The 15,668-nt window shown below is 60.1% G+C and carries 16 protein-coding genes and 3 pseudogenes; 3 read left to right on the forward strand and 16 right to left on the reverse strand.

The features are described from left to right. From JQ624_RS26745 to JQ624_RS26780, 8 genes and pseudogenes are all read right to left on the reverse strand, one after another. Window positions 1-221: pseudogene (locus JQ624_RS26745) on the reverse strand (type VI secretion protein); the annotation flags it as partial. 491 nt (window positions 222-712) lie between these two features. Continuing rightward, window positions 713-1,225 (reverse strand): S26 family signal peptidase, encoded by a 513-nt coding sequence (locus tag JQ624_RS26750; protein WP_409334377.1) that lies wholly within the window; start codon window positions 1,223-1,225, stop codon window positions 713-715. Continuing rightward, window positions 1,222-1,686, reverse strand: a complete 465-nt coding sequence (locus JQ624_RS26755) for a DUF2840 domain-containing protein (protein ID WP_212421906.1) — start codon at window positions 1,684-1,686, stop codon at window positions 1,222-1,224. The genes JQ624_RS26750 and JQ624_RS26755 overlap by 4 nt, the downstream gene beginning before the upstream one ends. 244 nt (window positions 1,687-1,930) lie before the next feature. After that, a pseudogene (locus JQ624_RS26760) lies at window positions 1,931-2,807 on the reverse strand (replication initiator protein A). 19 nt (window positions 2,808-2,826) lie between these two features. After that, a complete protein-coding gene (locus JQ624_RS26765; RefSeq protein ID WP_057854240.1) occupies window positions 2,827-3,108 on the reverse strand; it encodes an AlpA family transcriptional regulator in 282 nt (93 codons plus the stop codon). Between the two features lie 128 nt (window positions 3,109-3,236). Then, window positions 3,237-3,755 carry a DUF2285 domain-containing protein gene (locus tag JQ624_RS26770; RefSeq protein ID WP_249130097.1) on the reverse strand — a complete coding sequence of 173 codons (519 nt, stop codon included), beginning with the start codon at window positions 3,753-3,755 and terminating at the stop codon, window positions 3,237-3,239. Between the two features lie 61 nt (window positions 3,756-3,816). Next, the gene (locus JQ624_RS26775; protein ID WP_212421907.1) at window positions 3,817-4,005 is read right to left on the reverse strand and encodes a transcriptional regulator domain-containing protein; all 189 of its coding nucleotides are present in this window, start codon (window positions 4,003-4,005) and stop codon (window positions 3,817-3,819) included. Between the two features lie 151 nt (window positions 4,006-4,156). After that, the gene (locus tag JQ624_RS26780) at window positions 4,157-4,438 is read right to left on the reverse strand and encodes a DNA -binding domain-containing protein (RefSeq protein ID WP_212421908.1); all 282 of its coding nucleotides are present in this window, start codon (window positions 4,436-4,438) and stop codon (window positions 4,157-4,159) included. Between the two features lie 190 nt (window positions 4,439-4,628). Between JQ624_RS26780 and JQ624_RS26785 the strand changes: the two genes are divergently transcribed. Next, window positions 4,629-4,880 (forward strand): helix-turn-helix domain-containing protein, encoded by a 252-nt coding sequence (locus JQ624_RS26785; protein ID WP_212421909.1) that lies wholly within the window; start codon window positions 4,629-4,631, stop codon window positions 4,878-4,880. Window positions 4,881-5,284: 404 nt separating this feature from the next. Here the strand turns inward: JQ624_RS26785 and JQ624_RS26790 are convergent, their stop codons facing one another. From JQ624_RS26790 to JQ624_RS26820, 7 genes and pseudogenes are all read right to left on the reverse strand, one after another. Further along, on the reverse strand, window positions 5,285-5,608 hold the full coding sequence (locus tag JQ624_RS26790) for a DUF736 domain-containing protein (RefSeq protein ID WP_212421910.1): 324 nt from the start codon (window positions 5,606-5,608) through the stop codon (window positions 5,285-5,287). A gap of 567 nt (window positions 5,609-6,175) precedes the next feature. Further along, on the reverse strand, window positions 6,176-6,667 hold the full coding sequence (locus tag JQ624_RS26795) for a hypothetical protein (protein WP_212421911.1): 492 nt from the start codon (window positions 6,665-6,667) through the stop codon (window positions 6,176-6,178). A 162-nt stretch (window positions 6,668-6,829) separates the two neighbouring features. Further along, complete coding sequence (locus JQ624_RS26800; RefSeq protein ID WP_212421912.1) at window positions 6,830-7,765, reverse strand: DUF2493 domain-containing protein; 936 nt, start codon at window positions 7,763-7,765, stop codon at window positions 6,830-6,832. 379 nt (window positions 7,766-8,144) lie between these two features. Beyond that, complete coding sequence (locus tag JQ624_RS26805) at window positions 8,145-9,188, reverse strand: toprim domain-containing protein (RefSeq protein WP_212421913.1); 1,044 nt, start codon at window positions 9,186-9,188, stop codon at window positions 8,145-8,147. Between the two features lie 188 nt (window positions 9,189-9,376). Continuing rightward, window positions 9,377-9,913, reverse strand: a pseudogene (locus JQ624_RS26810) (ParB/RepB/Spo0J family partition protein); the annotation flags it as partial. Between the two features lie 335 nt (window positions 9,914-10,248). Further along, window positions 10,249-11,529 (reverse strand): type II toxin-antitoxin system HipA family toxin, encoded by a 1,281-nt coding sequence (locus tag JQ624_RS26815; protein WP_212421914.1) that lies wholly within the window; start codon window positions 11,527-11,529, stop codon window positions 10,249-10,251. Continuing rightward, entirely contained in the window at window positions 11,519-11,854 is a 336-nt protein-coding gene (locus tag JQ624_RS26820; RefSeq protein ID WP_212421915.1) for a helix-turn-helix transcriptional regulator, read from the reverse strand. The genes JQ624_RS26815 and JQ624_RS26820 overlap by 11 nt, the downstream gene beginning before the upstream one ends. Window positions 11,855-13,259: 1,405 nt before the next feature. Here JQ624_RS26820 and JQ624_RS26825 point away from each other — a divergent pair. Together JQ624_RS26825 and JQ624_RS26830 are read left to right on the forward strand one after the other, a co-directional pair. Beyond that, complete coding sequence (locus tag JQ624_RS26825) at window positions 13,260-13,481, forward strand: hypothetical protein (protein ID WP_212421916.1); 222 nt, start codon at window positions 13,260-13,262, stop codon at window positions 13,479-13,481. Continuing rightward, window positions 13,478-14,761, forward strand: coding sequence for a hypothetical protein (locus JQ624_RS26830; protein WP_212421917.1), 1,284 nt, complete (start codon window positions 13,478-13,480; stop codon window positions 14,759-14,761). The genes JQ624_RS26825 and JQ624_RS26830 overlap by 4 nt, the downstream gene beginning before the upstream one ends. Before the next feature lie 66 nt (window positions 14,762-14,827). Here JQ624_RS26830 and JQ624_RS26835 read toward each other — a convergent pair whose 3' ends face one another. Next, window positions 14,828-15,610 carry an enoyl-CoA hydratase/isomerase family protein gene (locus tag JQ624_RS26835; RefSeq protein ID WP_212421918.1) on the reverse strand — a complete coding sequence of 261 codons (783 nt, stop codon included), beginning with the start codon at window positions 15,608-15,610 and terminating at the stop codon, window positions 14,828-14,830. Window positions 15,611-15,668: the final 58 nt, after the last annotated feature.

Below are 15,668 nucleotides of genomic sequence, written 5' to 3' on the forward strand. Positions count from 1 at the left end.
GAGGTCGATCGCAACGACAGGGAGAGCGCAGCACGCCGGCCCCGACCGAAGCGGGACCGGCTCGCACCGCCCTTGCCACGACCAAAACTGTGGCCGACATGTCCGGCCTTCTTTGCGGCCCGCATGACCTGGCCGACAAAGCTCTTCGGACGCGACAGACCACGCCCACTGTCGCGAATGCGTCCGGGACGAACGCGAACCTCACTATCGCGCTGTCTCATGATACCTCACCGCCAACTTTCGACGACCGACGGCGCTCGATACGTTGATTTGTCTGAGGTTTCGGCGTGCAGCGACGGCATGACCACTCTCGTCGCCTCGTAGAACCTCAACGCCATCAACCACATGCGCCCGACCGAAGGCGGCGCTTTTCCCTTGCCATCCCCGGTCGCTCTGCCCCTGCTCCCAACCACACACCGCCAAGATTGCGAAGAGCTTCGACAGAATGCGATTCAGCTCATTTGCGGCGGACGCGACCATCAGAACTGCATTCAAGGCAGCCGCCACAGCGCTACAAGCGGCAATCCCAACAGAAGACGAGCCTGCCACCGTGCTCGCGACCGTCCAGGGTGAAGCTGCTTCGCGCCGGCCGTTCGGCCTCCCTGGACGGCCGCGGCGCGCGGCGGCTGCGACGACCTTGGTCGGACGGAGGAATTGTGCCGCCCTCGATCGAACTGAGGAATGGCAGACAGGGTGCACATGGAATGCACGATCAATCCTCCCATGTCCACACGGGAAGTACGCGACCGATGACAGCCGTCGCTGGGGTCATTCCGAAGTAACGCCCGTCGAAAGAGTCCGCGGCTTGCCAGTTCATGAGGAAGAGCTTTCCGTCTTCGACGACGTCGCACCCTTCCCAGACCGGCAACGGCCGTCCGCGCCTGTCGCGCTCCCGCGCCTCGCCGACCGCGATGCCATCGACCGTAATGGTGCTGCCGCTTCTGCAGACGGTTTGTCCGGGATGCGCTAGCACACGCTTCAACATCGGAACTCCTGTCGGCAGGTAGCCATTTCGCTCCAGGTAAGTCGCCAGCGGCTCGGGCGGCTGAACAGCGACGAGTTCGGTGACGTAGTAATTGCTGGCCGTGCGCATGCGATAGAGGCCAAGAGGGACACTCTCTGAACTGTTCCAGATGTAGATTGGAAACGGCTTTGCGACGATCGTGCCGGCGAGAATGGCAGCTGCGCCGATCGTCATTAGGAGCGTTCGGTTTCGGGTCGTCACGGTGCGACTTTCCGCCGATGGAGCCAGACCTGATGGCGTGACTTTGTGTAGGCACGCGGGGTTTCGTTGACAGACAGGCGGTTGTGAACGTGATGCCAATAGTCGGGCGCGGCGTCGACAGGATCAATGCCGCGCGCCTCGATGGCATCGATCAACTGCAACACGCGTTCGACCTTTGGCCAGCCTGAAAGGCGCAAGAGAATATCTCCGCCGGGTTTGACGTAAGGGACGGTTGAGCAGCGCTGGCCCGCTACGACCGCCCGCAAGATGTCGATGCGGGAAACGACCGTCCCAAAATCGTTCGATACCCAGCGCACGAACGCAAAGATGCTGCCGGGTGCGAATGACAGGACACGCCTGTTACGGTCGAGAATCCTCTCCTCGGCGGCGCGACCGAAGCGAATTCGGTTCTCGATGCGCTTTTCGAGCCAAAGAAGCTCGACCTGCGTGAGATCGCTCATGCGGCCGCTCCGTCGACCCGGAGGTCCGACGGCCGCGGACGAGCACGCAGATCGCCCAGCCAGTTATGCACAGTGAGGAAAACGACGCCCGTTAGAAGAAATCCGAAGGATTTCTGGTTAGAAGAGTTACGGCGCTTCGAATGGGCCTGATAACAGACACTTGAAACCGATTCCGGTCCCCGATAGCACGAGGATCCGGTCCGCGATGGCACGAGGGTTGTGGTCCCCGATAGCATGAGTTGATTCACAGCTTATCTCCAACCTGAGGCGTGAGCCCGCGCTTGCGAAGCCGCTCCCCGAGCGGATCGTTGCAATGGGGCGCAAAGTTCAACCGTTCGATGCCGTTTTGGTCGCGCGTGATCGTCATAGCCGGGCAAGGTCTGCCGACGGACGATCTCGCGCAGGTCAAAGGCGAAGTGTTTGAGCGGCGAAAGACTTCCGGACTTGGCGTGGAGATGCAGAAAATCAAAACTCCAGCCGCCCTGCTGGCGACCGCCGTGCTTGCGGACAAGCCGGTAAAGCCAACGCTCGAGTCCGCCGGTCAAACCAAAATAGGCGCGATCGATGGTCAGCACGAGCGCGTCATCGAGAACCCCGGCATAGAACCAATCCGGCAGGATCAGTTCGAGGCCCGTTGGGCGCCCATTGGCGTCGGCCGTCTCCTTCCATTCGTTGATCCAGGAGAAACGATGCCGCCGCCGTTCTGCGGGCTGACGGATCGACATCAGCACCGACGTCGCCTGCAACCGGTCGAGACCAGCCTTAAGGCGATCGTAGTCGCGCGCGCTGGTGCCACGGCCAACGAAGGTCAGAATCTCGTAAGGTGTGGCGGCCATCAGGCGCGAGGTTTTCAGGCCCGCGTCACGCGCCTCGACAATCTGGGAAGCGGCCCACATCAAGACATCAGCATCCCAGATCGTTGCCATACCATGGTCAGGCACCGCTTCGACGCGAATGGAGATTGTGCCCGCACGGAAATCGATCGGCACAACGCGCTTTGACTTGGCGAGTGAGAAGAATGGATAGGCCATCAAGTCCTGTACGTCGCGCGGCGCGAGGTCACCCGGCAAGGCACGAAACAGTTCAAGCTGATTGCGCTCGGATCGAGATTTGTGCTGCATTACCAATGCTCCCGCGGCATCAGCGACGTTCCTGGCCCGCATAGGGGCGCAGAGCCGGGTGTTTCTTGGCAGGCAGGACAGTCCCCTTCCCGGGATCGGACGTCGATGTCTTGGCGCCGAGATCGGCCCAGGCCTTCAGATCATCCAGCGCGTAAACGACGCGGCCGCCGATTTTCCGGTAGGTCGGACCGGTGCCGTAGGTACGATGCTTTTCCAGGGTACGTCCGGAGAGGCCAAGATATCGTGCGGCCTCGGGCGTCCGTAGGAAACGTGGCGGCAGACCGGCCATGGGATCGGGCATTTAAGGGCTCCATGATGAGATCGCGCGACCGCTGGCGGTGCGAGCGTGTATGCGGTGATCATGGAGGAGCAGCCCCGCGCAGGGGGATGCCGAAGATCGAGGGGTGGATTTTCGATACCCTGAAGGGACTATTTGTCCTTGCGTCTTGGACGCAGCAGTTCGCGATAGCCGCCGCGCATCAAGGCGAGGCCGCGCTGCACGAGGCGGATGGTACGATTGCGCAGATCATGCGTTTTCCAGGCGCACTCCGGAATGCGCTTCTTGCCAAAGAGGCCTTCGGCGATCGCGCGATAGCTCTTGTTTTCACTGCGCCCATCCAGTGCGCGCAGAACCAACGCAAATCGCTGGCGCCGCTGCGGAGAAAGCCCAGACGGCGGTGGACCAGGAGAACGGCCGCTCAGCGTACGCCAGAGCGAATGGGCGGCCTGGGCGCGGAGTTCAAACGACGAGTCCATTGGCAGCTCTATTGATTGCAATGCGCCGGCTGCGGGTAATTCCTTCATCCACAAGCGATGCGTGGCTCCGCCGAGCCGCAGCACGGCATGCCAGCCATCCGTGTTCTGCCGCAACTCGCCGGGCGACAGTCTTGTCAGATCAAGAGCGATCGGTTGAGCTGAAATTTGCGACGACGAAGCCCCTACCGACAAAACCGTCGGCAGAACTTCAGGCGCCCAAAAAACGATCTGCTCGTGACAGGCCTTTTGCGGGTCAGCCGCGAAAAGACAAGCCCCATTTCTTCCGGAATTCGACCGGAGCGCCGGCGCGAGGATTCGCAAGCGTACAATAATGTTTACGGTATTCGGGATTACGACGGAGGCATTCCCAGGCGAGACCGGTCAGGTCGGCGTTCTGCAGTTTTGAATAGGCCTCGGGCGAGCGCCAATCGAAATCCGGCATTGTACTGATCCTCACGCGTAACAATGCCGCATTGCAACACTTTAAATGTGGGCCATTTATGGTTGCATAACGTATCCCACCGTTTAGTTACGCGAATTATCTGCAGCACAGAAGATTCTTCCCTCCCGATTTGATTCTGCAGATCGTTATCCTACCGATCGGTGGGTCCGCTGCGCAGCAAATGCCCATAGCCGTGATTCGCCATCCACTTGGCGCGAGCCAGATGGCTATCGAAGGCGCTGCGTGCGCGCTCCGGGTAGCGTTCGGGATCGATGTGAAGAACGATTCTTGCTACCTCCCGCCAGTCCGCATTGTCAGCGTCAGCATCCAGCAGCCGAAGATAGGTGACGACGTGTTGCTCGTCGTAGGCCATCAGCACGGGATCATCCGGTGCCAGGTCCGCAACATCGGGATCAAGCGGGGGTGACGGCATGTAACTCCTTCGAGAGGCGACGCGGGGTGCGCCTGTCCCCATTCAGCGATAGCCTCACTTTAGTCCTATTCGGCGCAGTTCACAGCCAAGCTTTGCAAAGGCTGCCATTCGGCATCCGAATGCCCATGCACTTGGGAATACATACTATAGGAGATAAACCTCATAGTATGTAAAGAAGCAACTTGCGCGAATGGATATGCGCAAGTTGGTTGGCCGAAACTTCGAGCGATTGCGGAAGCAGAAGGGCTTCACGCAGGAGAAGTTTTCGGAAGCATCCGGCTTTACCCAACAATACATCAGCGGTCTCGAACGCGGACGTCGCAATCCGACCATCGTTACACTGTTTGAACTCGCAACGACCTTAGGCGTGAGCCATATCGATCTTGTGCTACCAGATGATGATGCGCGCAGCGACCGGGCCAAACTCTCCAAGAAAAAGTGAACGATTCCATCCTAATATTTGGCACTGACGAATGTGCTTTTGCGCGAGCCGGGCCGAAAGCCCGGCGAGCGCCGAACGTGGAGGCGATTGAGCACGAAACGGCTCCCCTTTCCTTCCAGTCCAAGCCTAAAGCCCTAAATAGGTGCGAGCGAGCACCGGAATCCTTCATGCGGAATAAGGATGCTTTCAGGCTTGGGTTTTCCCTTGCTGACACTGCTGTGATGATGTTCGTCGCTGTTTGAAAATCCACTCTTCTGATGGAAGCGACTCCCACCCTCTTCGGTAAACGCAACGATACCCAATGGCGAGCGGTGCTCGCGCCGTTGGATAACCGTTGATGCCGTCAGTCTGCCGATTTCCGTAAGTGCCCCGCCCGATACCAGGCGGGGCACGTCGGGGATGCCTCAGTCGGCGTTGGCTTTGCGGCCGCGGGACCAGATGAGTGTGAAGGTCTCCCCGTTCTCGTCCTCAAAGAGGTTCGCGTAGATCGGAGCATTGAAGCTCGGATCGTCCAGCTTGACCGAGAGGTAGTCGCGACCTTCGCCGGATCGCTTGGACCAGGCTGCACCGATCTCGGCTCGGCCAACGAACGCGCGGTGGCTCGGGGCGTTCTCGCTGCTGCCGTTCGTTTCGGGGATAAGGCGGACGTTCCTGGCCCGGAAAGTCAGCGTGACGATTTCGCCGACGAAGCCGTTTTCAGTATTGGTGAAGGTGCCGATGTTCGCCATGATGGTTCTCCTTGATCTCTGTTTCCGAGCCGCGACCATCGCGGTCTCGATGGCGATCGACAGGCCGAAGACGATTGACGCGGCATCCGCTTGCGGACCGAAGCGTAGCGGAGGATGTCGGGCGGGCGATTTTCTTGCCTCGCGAGGAATGGCGGCGTAGCCGCCAGGGGAAGAAAGTCGAACGACGACATTGCGGCAGGAAATCGAGGCGCAGCCGGTCTTCGGCTAGATCAGGCCATCAATGAGACCGAAATGGTGCGAGCTCCCGGAACAGAACCCCAAGGAGAATTGGCGATCATCCTTGGCCCGCAACCTCAAACGCCGGCGTGGCGCAAGGGCCCCGCTCCCCCTGCAACCAACACGTACTCCCACCCAAAGCACTGGCCGGCAAACGCCCACCCGCGCCGCCGCCATCGCGCCAGCAGAGGGTAAGAGCTGATCCAAGCGAACCGTCGGCAGCCGCTCTCCTCGATACCGTCGGGCAGCGTATCCGAACTGATATTCGCTCCGATCAAACTCGTAGAGGCGAGGAATGCCGCACAAATTTCATCAGGCCGGGGCCAGGAACTACGACGCCGCCGGTCGCCGTCCGAACATGCCCGGTGCCGCGGGCGAGAGGACCGCAAACCGTACCCAGGCTGTGGCGCCGACGGCGATGGAACCCATCACGGCGAAGATTTCCCGCCAGAGACCTGACGTCATCGTGTGACCTGATAGCTCATAGGCAGCCTGATAGCCGGCGAACGCGGCCGGAACGGCAAAAGGCAAAGCGATCACAACGCGGAGAATTGGCACGCGTAGTAGCGTGAAGACGAATTGCCCAAGCACCAGCACGATGACACTCGCAACCACACCAAAGACGGTAGCACCGACTGGACCTGTTCCAGCTTGATAGACGCAGAGGCCCACGGTCAAACCGAAGAAGGTCGGCAGGGCATTAGTCGCGAGCCCGAAAAGCGCCCGACAAAAGATGCCCAGGCCAAGAATGTTGAGAAGAATGCCGATAGCAATCACGGTGATGGCTCCCACAACACGATTAGGGATCACGCCTTCCACCACCACGGCGCGCCAGGTAGGATAGCAGACACCTATGCGATCTGTGAACGATTTTTGCCGACGGTGCGTCGGTGTCGCAGGCGTATAGTTGCACAATGCGAAGGGATAGCAGGCCTCAAATTCTATTGGTCGCGGGGCGCGATTGTCGTCGAGTGCGGGCGGCGCTTACGCGCCGCTGCCAAATTTCCAGACGGGGATGCCGAGCTTTTTTGCCTTGTCGGCGAGGTTCTCCTGAATTCCGGTGCCCGGGAAGACGATGACGCCAATCGGCAGCACGTCGAGCATCTGGTCGTTGCGTTTGAAGGGTGCTGCCTTGGCATGTCTGGGCCAGTCGGGCTTGAAGGCGATCTGAGGGATCTTGCGATGATCGGCCCATCGAGCAGCGATGCGCTCTGCGCCTTTCGGCGACCCACCATGCAGCAGCACCATGTCCGGGTGCTTGGCACGAACTTGATCGAGCTTGTCCCAGATCAGGTGGTGGTCGTTGAAGTCGAGACCGCCGGTAAAGGCAATCTTTGGCCCGGCTGGCAGTAGTAACTCGATCTCGGATCGGCGCTTGGCTGCGAGAAAGTCGCGGCTGTCGATCATTGCTGCCGTAAGCGCACGATGGTTCACCATGGAACCGCTGCGCGGATGCCAGTGCGACCCGGTATGACGCACGAAGTGTTCGGCCGCCTGGTCGCGGAAGAATTCCATGGTGTTGCGGCGTTCGATCAGTGTGATGCCCTCAGCCGTGAGGCGTTCCAGCTCGACCGAGCGGATCTCGGAGCCGTCCTGATCACGTTGACTACGCCGCTGCGCCTGCTCGTTGTCGTCGAGTTCGCGTTCGATGCGCTCGTTGGCACGGTGAAAGAGATTGACGGTCGACCATAGTAGATCCGCAAGGTCGGGTTCGAGGCGGCTTTCACTTAAGGTGGCGACGAGGGCGTCGAAGATATCGGCGACGGCGGTCGTGACGGTGCGGGCTTCGGGCAGCGGCCTCGGGTCAGGTTCGTCCTGAAAAGGCCGGTAGCCGTGGAGTTGGAGTTCGGTGAGGATGTGATCAGTCGGGGATGATGCGTGCGATGGTTCAAAGCTGGTCTCGTCGTGATCGGTGGTCATGGCGTGCTTCCTTTGGTCGGATTGACCGCGCCCATCGCGGCCTTCGTGGCGACAAAAGGCGGCGGGGCGGCCAGGACCTGCACCGCGAAGCGAAAAGCGAAAGCGGCCGAAGCGAAGCGGAGGATGGCGGAAGCCGACTATTTTGGTTCGCGATGTAAAGCGGCCTCCCCTCAGGTCTCATCGCGCTTGCGATGGGGCTAAAAAAATGGCCGCGACGGAAAATAGTCGGCGGAGCCCTTGCGGGACCGGGCCGTTTGCCGCAAAGGTCGCCCTCTCAAGGAGGCCGTGGGTGCGGCTCCTCTCCGCCCACCAAGTGCGCACTGACGATCCGGTTCGATGGGATCCTGAGAAGGCCTTCGCTCGTGTTCTGGGCGTCCATTCAGGCCGACAGGAATCGCGTGACATCTCCAGAAACGACCTGTCCCCGCAAAGCCCCGCGCAGCGCTGTGACGCCGAACCGGCGCAGATCGTCATTGAAATCGTCGCAGCACGGCGACAATGCAACCGCCTCGATCCCGGCCGTGCGTGTCCGGTCGACCAATTCCGCCATCGCGCCATCGCCCGCCGGATCGTCGTCGCGGACGATATAGAGCCGACGCAGCGTCCTAGGAAACAGGATGGCGGCGAGATGTGCCGCTGAGAGCGCAGCAAGCATCGGCATTTCGGGCATGGCACAAAGCAGCGACAACATGGTCTCGATACCTTCGCCGGCGGCCGCAACGTCATCCACCGCACCGAAGCGAACCGCGTTGCCGAGGAGATGACCCATCGCACGCCGCGGCGTGTCGATCGGTGCCTTGCCGTTGCCCGAAGAGCCAAGCTCAGAAGGCGCAAGGTAGGTGCGATGCACGCCTGTGATCGTGCCGCCAAGATCGGTGACAGCCGTGATCATCGCCGGCCAGGTCTCGGTTGGCGAATGTTTGTCCGGGCGATAGTAGCAACGCGGATGAAAGCGCAGACTGGTCGTCTGCGGTAAAGCCGTAATCCCGCGTGTTCGCAAATAAGTCTCAACGAGCGTGCCCGGGACCGGGTGCGACATGGCGAACAAACGGCGTGCCGATTCCGTCGATCCAGCCGGCGCCAGACGCGATCGAGCCGCCGAATCCGGTTCAGGCCGTGGCAGGCTCAGGAATCTCCGTGCCTCGGTGGCGACGTCGTAGAAATCGGCCAGGCCGCAGGTCTCGCGAATGACATCGAGGAGGTCGCCATGCTCGCCCGTGGCGGCGTCGGTCCACTTGCCGGCCGCGCCCCTGCCGGATTTGCTCCCTTCCAACCGGACGAACATGGATCGACCAGGGGTATTCTTGACATCCCCGACCAGCCAGTAGCGACCGGCACGTCGACCATTCGAGAGATAGTATCGACACACCGCCTCGGCCTCGCGCGCGAGACGGAGTGCCAGTTCGCGAGCTTGCCCCGGCATGATCACGCCGCTCGTTCCGCGACGCGTTCGATAGGGTATCCGTCCAGAATCCTAGCGAGCGCGCTCACGCCTCCGTCGTCGGTCGGGACGAACATGCGCAGCTTCCACGAGATGATCTCAAGGAATAGCCCATAGGCGCGGAGTCGATCCCGTATTGCGTCGGTGAAGCCGGTCAACTCGATGCGATGCTGCTCGAGCGTCATGCCATCGTCGGCATAAACCCCGGGCAGCTTTGTAGACACCGATGCGAGGCGCAGGCGCTGCTTGACGATCGCTGGCGTCACAAAGTGGCGTGCCGCTATTTCCTCCTCGGTCATCCCGTCGTCACGCAAACTCTGGAACGCGCGGAACTGATCAAGCGGATGCAGGCCGACCCGTTCGTCATTCTCAGCGAGGGAGTCATCCTCGGCGATCCCACCGTCACGGACGACGCAGGGGACAGGTTGCGTCTTCGCCATCCGCTTCTGCTTCACCAGCAGTTCGAGCGCCCGGTAGCGTCGTCCGCCGGCGGGCACTTCGAATATGCCGGTCTCGTGGCCATCGGCGTCGACGACCGCCCGCACACTCAGGCTTTGGAGCAAGGTGCGCTGGGCGATGCTCTCTGCCAGTTGCTCGATCGAGACGCCGGCCTTCACGCGCCGGACGTTGGACTGGCTGAGCACCAGCTTGTTGAAGGGAATATCGCGGGACGGGCTGAGTTTGATTTTCTGAACGGCGTTTGCCATGTCGGTTACTCCACGACGGGCGGCCGCGAGACTCTCTCTCGGCCTCCGACCCGTCACAGACGATCCGGCTCGCCTCTCACTCTCTGACCCACGACAGCAACCAAAGGCGTGCCTTACCAGGGCGCGCGCGAAGGGCCGACCCATTGGTTGATTGGAAATGAGGTCAAGCCTGTCGACTCCGGCATGACGACGAGATAGGTCGCGGGCAAGATCAACATGGCCGGCCGCACCCGCGGACGGGTGAATCGACTCTCTTCTGCGCAGGGCATCGACGCGAACGGCCGAGACGTTGCAGGGCTCAGTTATCTAACATTTTGCCGTTTTGAGGTGCGCTTCTAATCGATCAGCTTTGTTACGGCTTCCGGTGCTTCCAGGAAGGCATATGGGTTCAAGAACTGGCGTCGCCAGAGGAAGTTTCGATCGACCTGACTGAGCTTCGCCTCGTCACATGTAGCGGACCAGCGCCGCTTGATTGTTTCGACCTGTTTGGTGGCAAGCGAGATTGCCTCGGCGTTGCTCATCAGAAACAGCGGTGCCGCTTTCAGGCATAGAGCGATCTGGCTTGCACGCTCCTGACCCATGATCAGCATGGCTTGGGTGGCTTCTCCACCTGTCCGATTTTGCGGACAGATGTCATAGGCAGGGGTCAAGGAGAGTTCCTTGCCGTTCCAGAATGCGGCGTGATTGCGCGCATGGTCATCGGTATTTCCGCAGAGAATGTTGAACAGCATCCGTGCAAAGAGCTCTTTGAGCGTCTCCCTTGGCGCTCGAAACCTGTGGCGAATGATGGTCGCGAGTTGCTCATAGCTGGCATAGCGGGCCATGAGTTCATCGAGCTCGAGCAGCGTGAGGGCGGAAACCATGGCTTTCCGGCTCCAGCCTCCTTCCACTTTCGCCCGATCAAAACGTTCGATCAGTAGGACGTCCTTTCCCGCCGCGCGCTCAAGGCTCGCGGGAGCGACGGTCAAACCGACATCGGCGGCCAGACGCATGGCGATGTACTCGGCCTTGACGACGCCGTAGAGGTCGTTCTGCGATGAGAATTTCGCAACAAATTTCTTGTTGCCCGACGAAATCATCGCCTTGGGGCGTGCGCCTCCGATCGAGCTTCCATGGAGAAGGGCCCGGTCGAGTTCGGCCGGCAGGGGAATTCCCTTTTCAACCAGTGCTGCGGCGTTCAGGAGTTCGTGGAGAGGGACCTCGGCTCCTTCTCGCGCCACGTAATTCGCAGGAGACGCCTGAAAATCCAGTGCGCCGATGCGGTCTGAACCAGATTCCAGCAGAAAGGTGAGCTCATCGACGCTACCCGGATCGACATTCTTGCCTTGAACTCCGAATTTTCGATTGATGATGATACGGCGGCCCCAAGCGTCTGGAGCCGCATCTCGGATACAGTTCGGCATGCTCAACCCCGCCGTGAGCGGCAAAATTCCGCTCCGCAGCGGCAATTCCGGTTCGTAGAGCGGAATGGCATCGTTGCGCGCGAGGTAACTTCGCCCGTAGTTGAATACGAGTTGCTTGCCGATTGCCGATAGAAGGCCGGCGACCACGGGTTCTGTTTGATCCGAGAGCCAGACCCAGACAAAGGCCTGAGTGTAGTTGGCATCAGAAGTCATCGTCGGCCTCAAGACGTGGATTGCGAACCGATTTCGGCAGCAGCGCCATTATTTCGCGATTGGCTTCGACGGCCCTGGATAGTGCTGTCTGATCGGTATCGAATAGTCGCACACCGACAATCGTCGCGACCTCGAAGACCGCGCCGATCGTGCATCCGGGGTCGCCCGTCTCGATGCGCCGCAGGAGACCGCGCGAGATCCCTGCCCGGTCGGTCACATCGATGGCCTTGAGCTTGCGTTCGATGCGCGCTTTGCGAATGAGCTGGCCGAGAAGGGCCACCGCGTCAGCGGCATAAGGGGAAAGAGGGCGTTGGGTTTTCGGCATCAGGGAAGGTCCATGAACGGCGCATATTAGCCTCTACGGTCCTTTTATAGCTCCGAATTCCAGATCGTCAAGCTAACGGCTCATAAATAGCTCATCTTAAGCTAAATGGACTATTTATGGATCAATCGTCCCTTTGCAAACGCTCAAGAGCCGCACCGGGCCCAAACCGAACGTGGGCCCGGTGGCGATAGCCCCCTGTCGGATCTAGCTTCCAATTTCGTTCCCAACCGGTGACTGGCGAAATCGCGCCGAAGCGAAGCGCAGGCAGGAGAGAGAAGCAGCCGCAGGAGCGTCAGCATAGCGCCGACGCGAGAACCGCGGCGGGACGCGGGACCGACTGCAGTCGCGAGACCGGTTAAGAAGGCACCCGCAGAGGGGCAGTGATAACGACGCCGGAATGAAATGACGGCGGGACCCGAAGGCGAGTGCCTCCGGCGAGCGACTCATGATCGCGCGAGGGATCGAAGCCGGATGGCCGAGACGCCTTGCGGCTCGGTGCACGAGAGCCCGGTCCGCGGCCAGCGGACGCGCCCAACGCTGAAGGCTGTCGCGCCATCACTTGAATGTATCACGGAGAATTCCTGCGAGGCGAATGCCGGTTCGGGGCAATTGCACATCGATTCCAGGCGTAACTCGAACAGTGGTAGCGGCCTGCTTTGACGTCTGTCATTCCGACAAGGGAAAGCTTATCGCGGTTTCAATGTATGCTGAACGACAGATTTGTCGGATTGAGCGCTGATGATCCACCAAAATCATCTGACTCTCGACCAGCGGCGTGAACAGGCACGATGAAAATCGTGCCGCGGTTAGCGGCTCGCGCCGCTTTATGGTCTACCCTTATGCCTGCGATCATCTCCGGCGGCCCACGAAGCATGTTTGGGGGCGCCATTGGTGACCCCCGAGACGCCCAGCGTTCCTGCATCGTGCTTCACGATCCCCACTTGACCGTAGGTGCAATCCAGACGGTCCGTACAGTGCCAAACCAACAGTAGGTCATCTTTCGTGCCAGCTTGCGAAAGAAGTACCAGGCTTTGCCAAGCGACTACACACACGAGACTACTCTGATCGCATCACCCGTCCTATTTGCACTCTATGCCTGCCAATTCCCACACCAGATCTCGGCACCCCTTTTTCTCTGAAGTCTTCTCGTTTTCCGTATCGAAAGGTCCGGTCGACAAAAGGTGTGGAAGCATGCAAGAAAAGATCAATGGCAAGCTGAACTATCTAGATCAGTACTTTGTGGGTCTTCTGCTAGGGCACCGTCTTACCAAAGAGCGTGCCATTCCGTCGGAGCCATCAATTCGGCGTTCAGACGATTGACGCGTTGGCGCACGAGCTGCCGCTCATGCCATCACGCACTCCCCTTCCTGCCCGTTATCCACCCATCGGCACATGGCCTGCACTCATGCGTGCCGACATGGCCGCCGCCTATCTGGACTACCGCAATACAGGTGAACTCGCGCGCGCCGTGGTGCGCGGCGAGGCGCCACCGCCAACTGGCTATCACGGAATTGGGCGCGCTCGAGAGCCAGTTTGGTCGAAGGCCGTTATTGATAACTTCACGGCACCAGCCAGGGCCTTGGATCTAGATAGATCGGAAGGCAAGGATTTGTCCTCTTTGGTATGAAACCGCCCGACACTGCATCGAAGTTTCCCCGCTACTGCCGGCGAAAACCATTGAAGAGTGGTCGATGGGCGTACTTCTTTGAACCGCCGACTTGGGCCCGCAAACAGAGCTGCCCCGTCAAGGCTGAAGCGCTAGGGGCGGAACGCCTAGCTGCCATAGAGCGAGCCGAGAATGTCCTGTTGCCTGCGTTCGACAGCTGGCGCTCAAGAGGATTAACCGACATGGTTCCAGCTTTTCCTGTACCGGGCACCTTCGATTGGCTGGTCCGCGTCTTCAAAACACATCAAAAATGGAAAGAGATCGACCACAAAACACAGCGCTTTTACGAGCAAGGCTTGGCACTTTTCGCCAACCACAAGCTGAAGGATGGCAGCCGCGCGGGCTCGAAGCAGATTACAGACTTTACAAAAGGATTCGTCGACGCAATTTACGCGAAGCTGCTCGTCGTGGAAAACGAAGACGCTAATGGTAACATCGTCAAGCGCGAGCGTCGTCGCTTTGCAAATGCAGCCATGACCGCTTGTAGGCGCGCCTGGTTTGTTGGTCAGCGCGCTCAGGAAACAAAAGTGCCGCAGATCAATCCATTCTCGCGGATGGGCCTAAAAACGCGCGCGCCCGGCCAACCCGCGCGTGAAACACCCACGGCGACATGGGACGAGCTTATCGCATTCAGAATGACCGCAAAGAAACTCGGGTACAGCTCCGTGGGAACGGCGGCATTGCTGACTTGGGAATGGTTGCAGCGCGAAGAACACGTGTTTGGTGCCTTTGAAATCTCGCACTATCGGCCCAAAGAGCGGCCGAACAGCGTGAAAATCGTGCATCCGAAGAATGGCGAGGAAGCCTGGTGGCCCCTGTTTGACGAAACCGGCGAGCCTCTTTTCCCCGAACTGATGGCGGAGCTCGACGCCATCAAGGAAACGACCGTTTTGGGCCTGATTTTTCGGCGCGATCATAAGCATCGCAGGTCGCATATGCCGCTCCCATGGATTACGGAGCGCAAGGATCTGCGTTATCTCCGGAGCGTTGTAAAAAAGATAGTCGCCGCAGCCGGGCTTCGAACTGAACTCTCATTTACCTCGTTCCGTCACGGTGGCTTCACGGAAGGTGCCGACAGCGATCTCACAGATGCTGAGTTACGCGCCGCGGCCCGTCATCGATCGACACGCCAACTACCAACATATGCCAAGCGCACGCGCAAACAGCTGATCTCGGGCTCCAAGAAACGTCGTGAGGAACGAACAAAAGCTGCCCTAGTCCCTTCTCGGGATAACACCTAACAAGCATCGTAAGTCATTGGATCTACTTTCGGGCTCTCTCCAAGGCTCACATAGACTGCAGCCAAGCTATTTTCCCGTCCACGAGGGCTTGCGTTTCTCGCCGAAGGCTTTCAGGCCTTCCTTGGCGTCTTCCGTCATCGCCAGCAACGCGATCTGGCTTTCGGTATAGGCGATGCTTTCGTCGAACGACATCGAGGCGATCGCCCGCATGGCATATTTACCGCGCCGGATCGCGGTCGGCGACTTGTCGACGATGCGGCTGACCAGCCAGTCGACCTTGGCGTCCAGTTCGGCCGAAGGCACCACGTAGTTCAAAAGCCCGGCGGCCTGCGCCGCCTGCGCGTCGAACGGCTCGCCGGTCAGCGACCATTCGCTGACCAGCCGCCTTGGCGCGATCGACTGCAGCAGGCTCAGCACCTGCATCGGGAACACGCCGACCTTCACCTCGGGTAACCCAAAGATGACATGATCGGCGGCGACGGCCATGTCGGTCATGCACAACAGACCCATGCCGCCGGCCATGCAGACGCCGCCCACGCGGGCGATTGCGGGCTTGGTGGCGTTCTGCGACAGCCGCAGCAGATCGGCGTAGTCGACATTCGGCCTGGAATAATCCATCGCGAAGGCGGCGCCGCTGTTCTGCAGGTCGGCGCCGGCGCAGAACGCCTTGTCGCCTGCGCCCGTCAGCACGATGACGCGAACATCCCTGTCGTCATGCGCTTCGCGATAGCCGCGCGCAATGCCGGCGACCACGTCGGCATTGATGGCGTTGCGCTTGTCCGGCCGGTTGATGGTAATCCAGAACGCCTGTCCGCGCTTTTCGCGTATCACGCTGCTCGTGTCGGTCATTGTCCCGCTCGCCTGTTTGCCGTTGCACGACAAGCATTTGCGGCAGGATGGCGGTGGA

It is taken from the genome of Bradyrhizobium sp. AUGA SZCCT0283 (assembly GCF_018130385.1).
GTDB lineage: Bacteria > Pseudomonadota > Alphaproteobacteria > Rhizobiales > Xanthobacteraceae > Bradyrhizobium.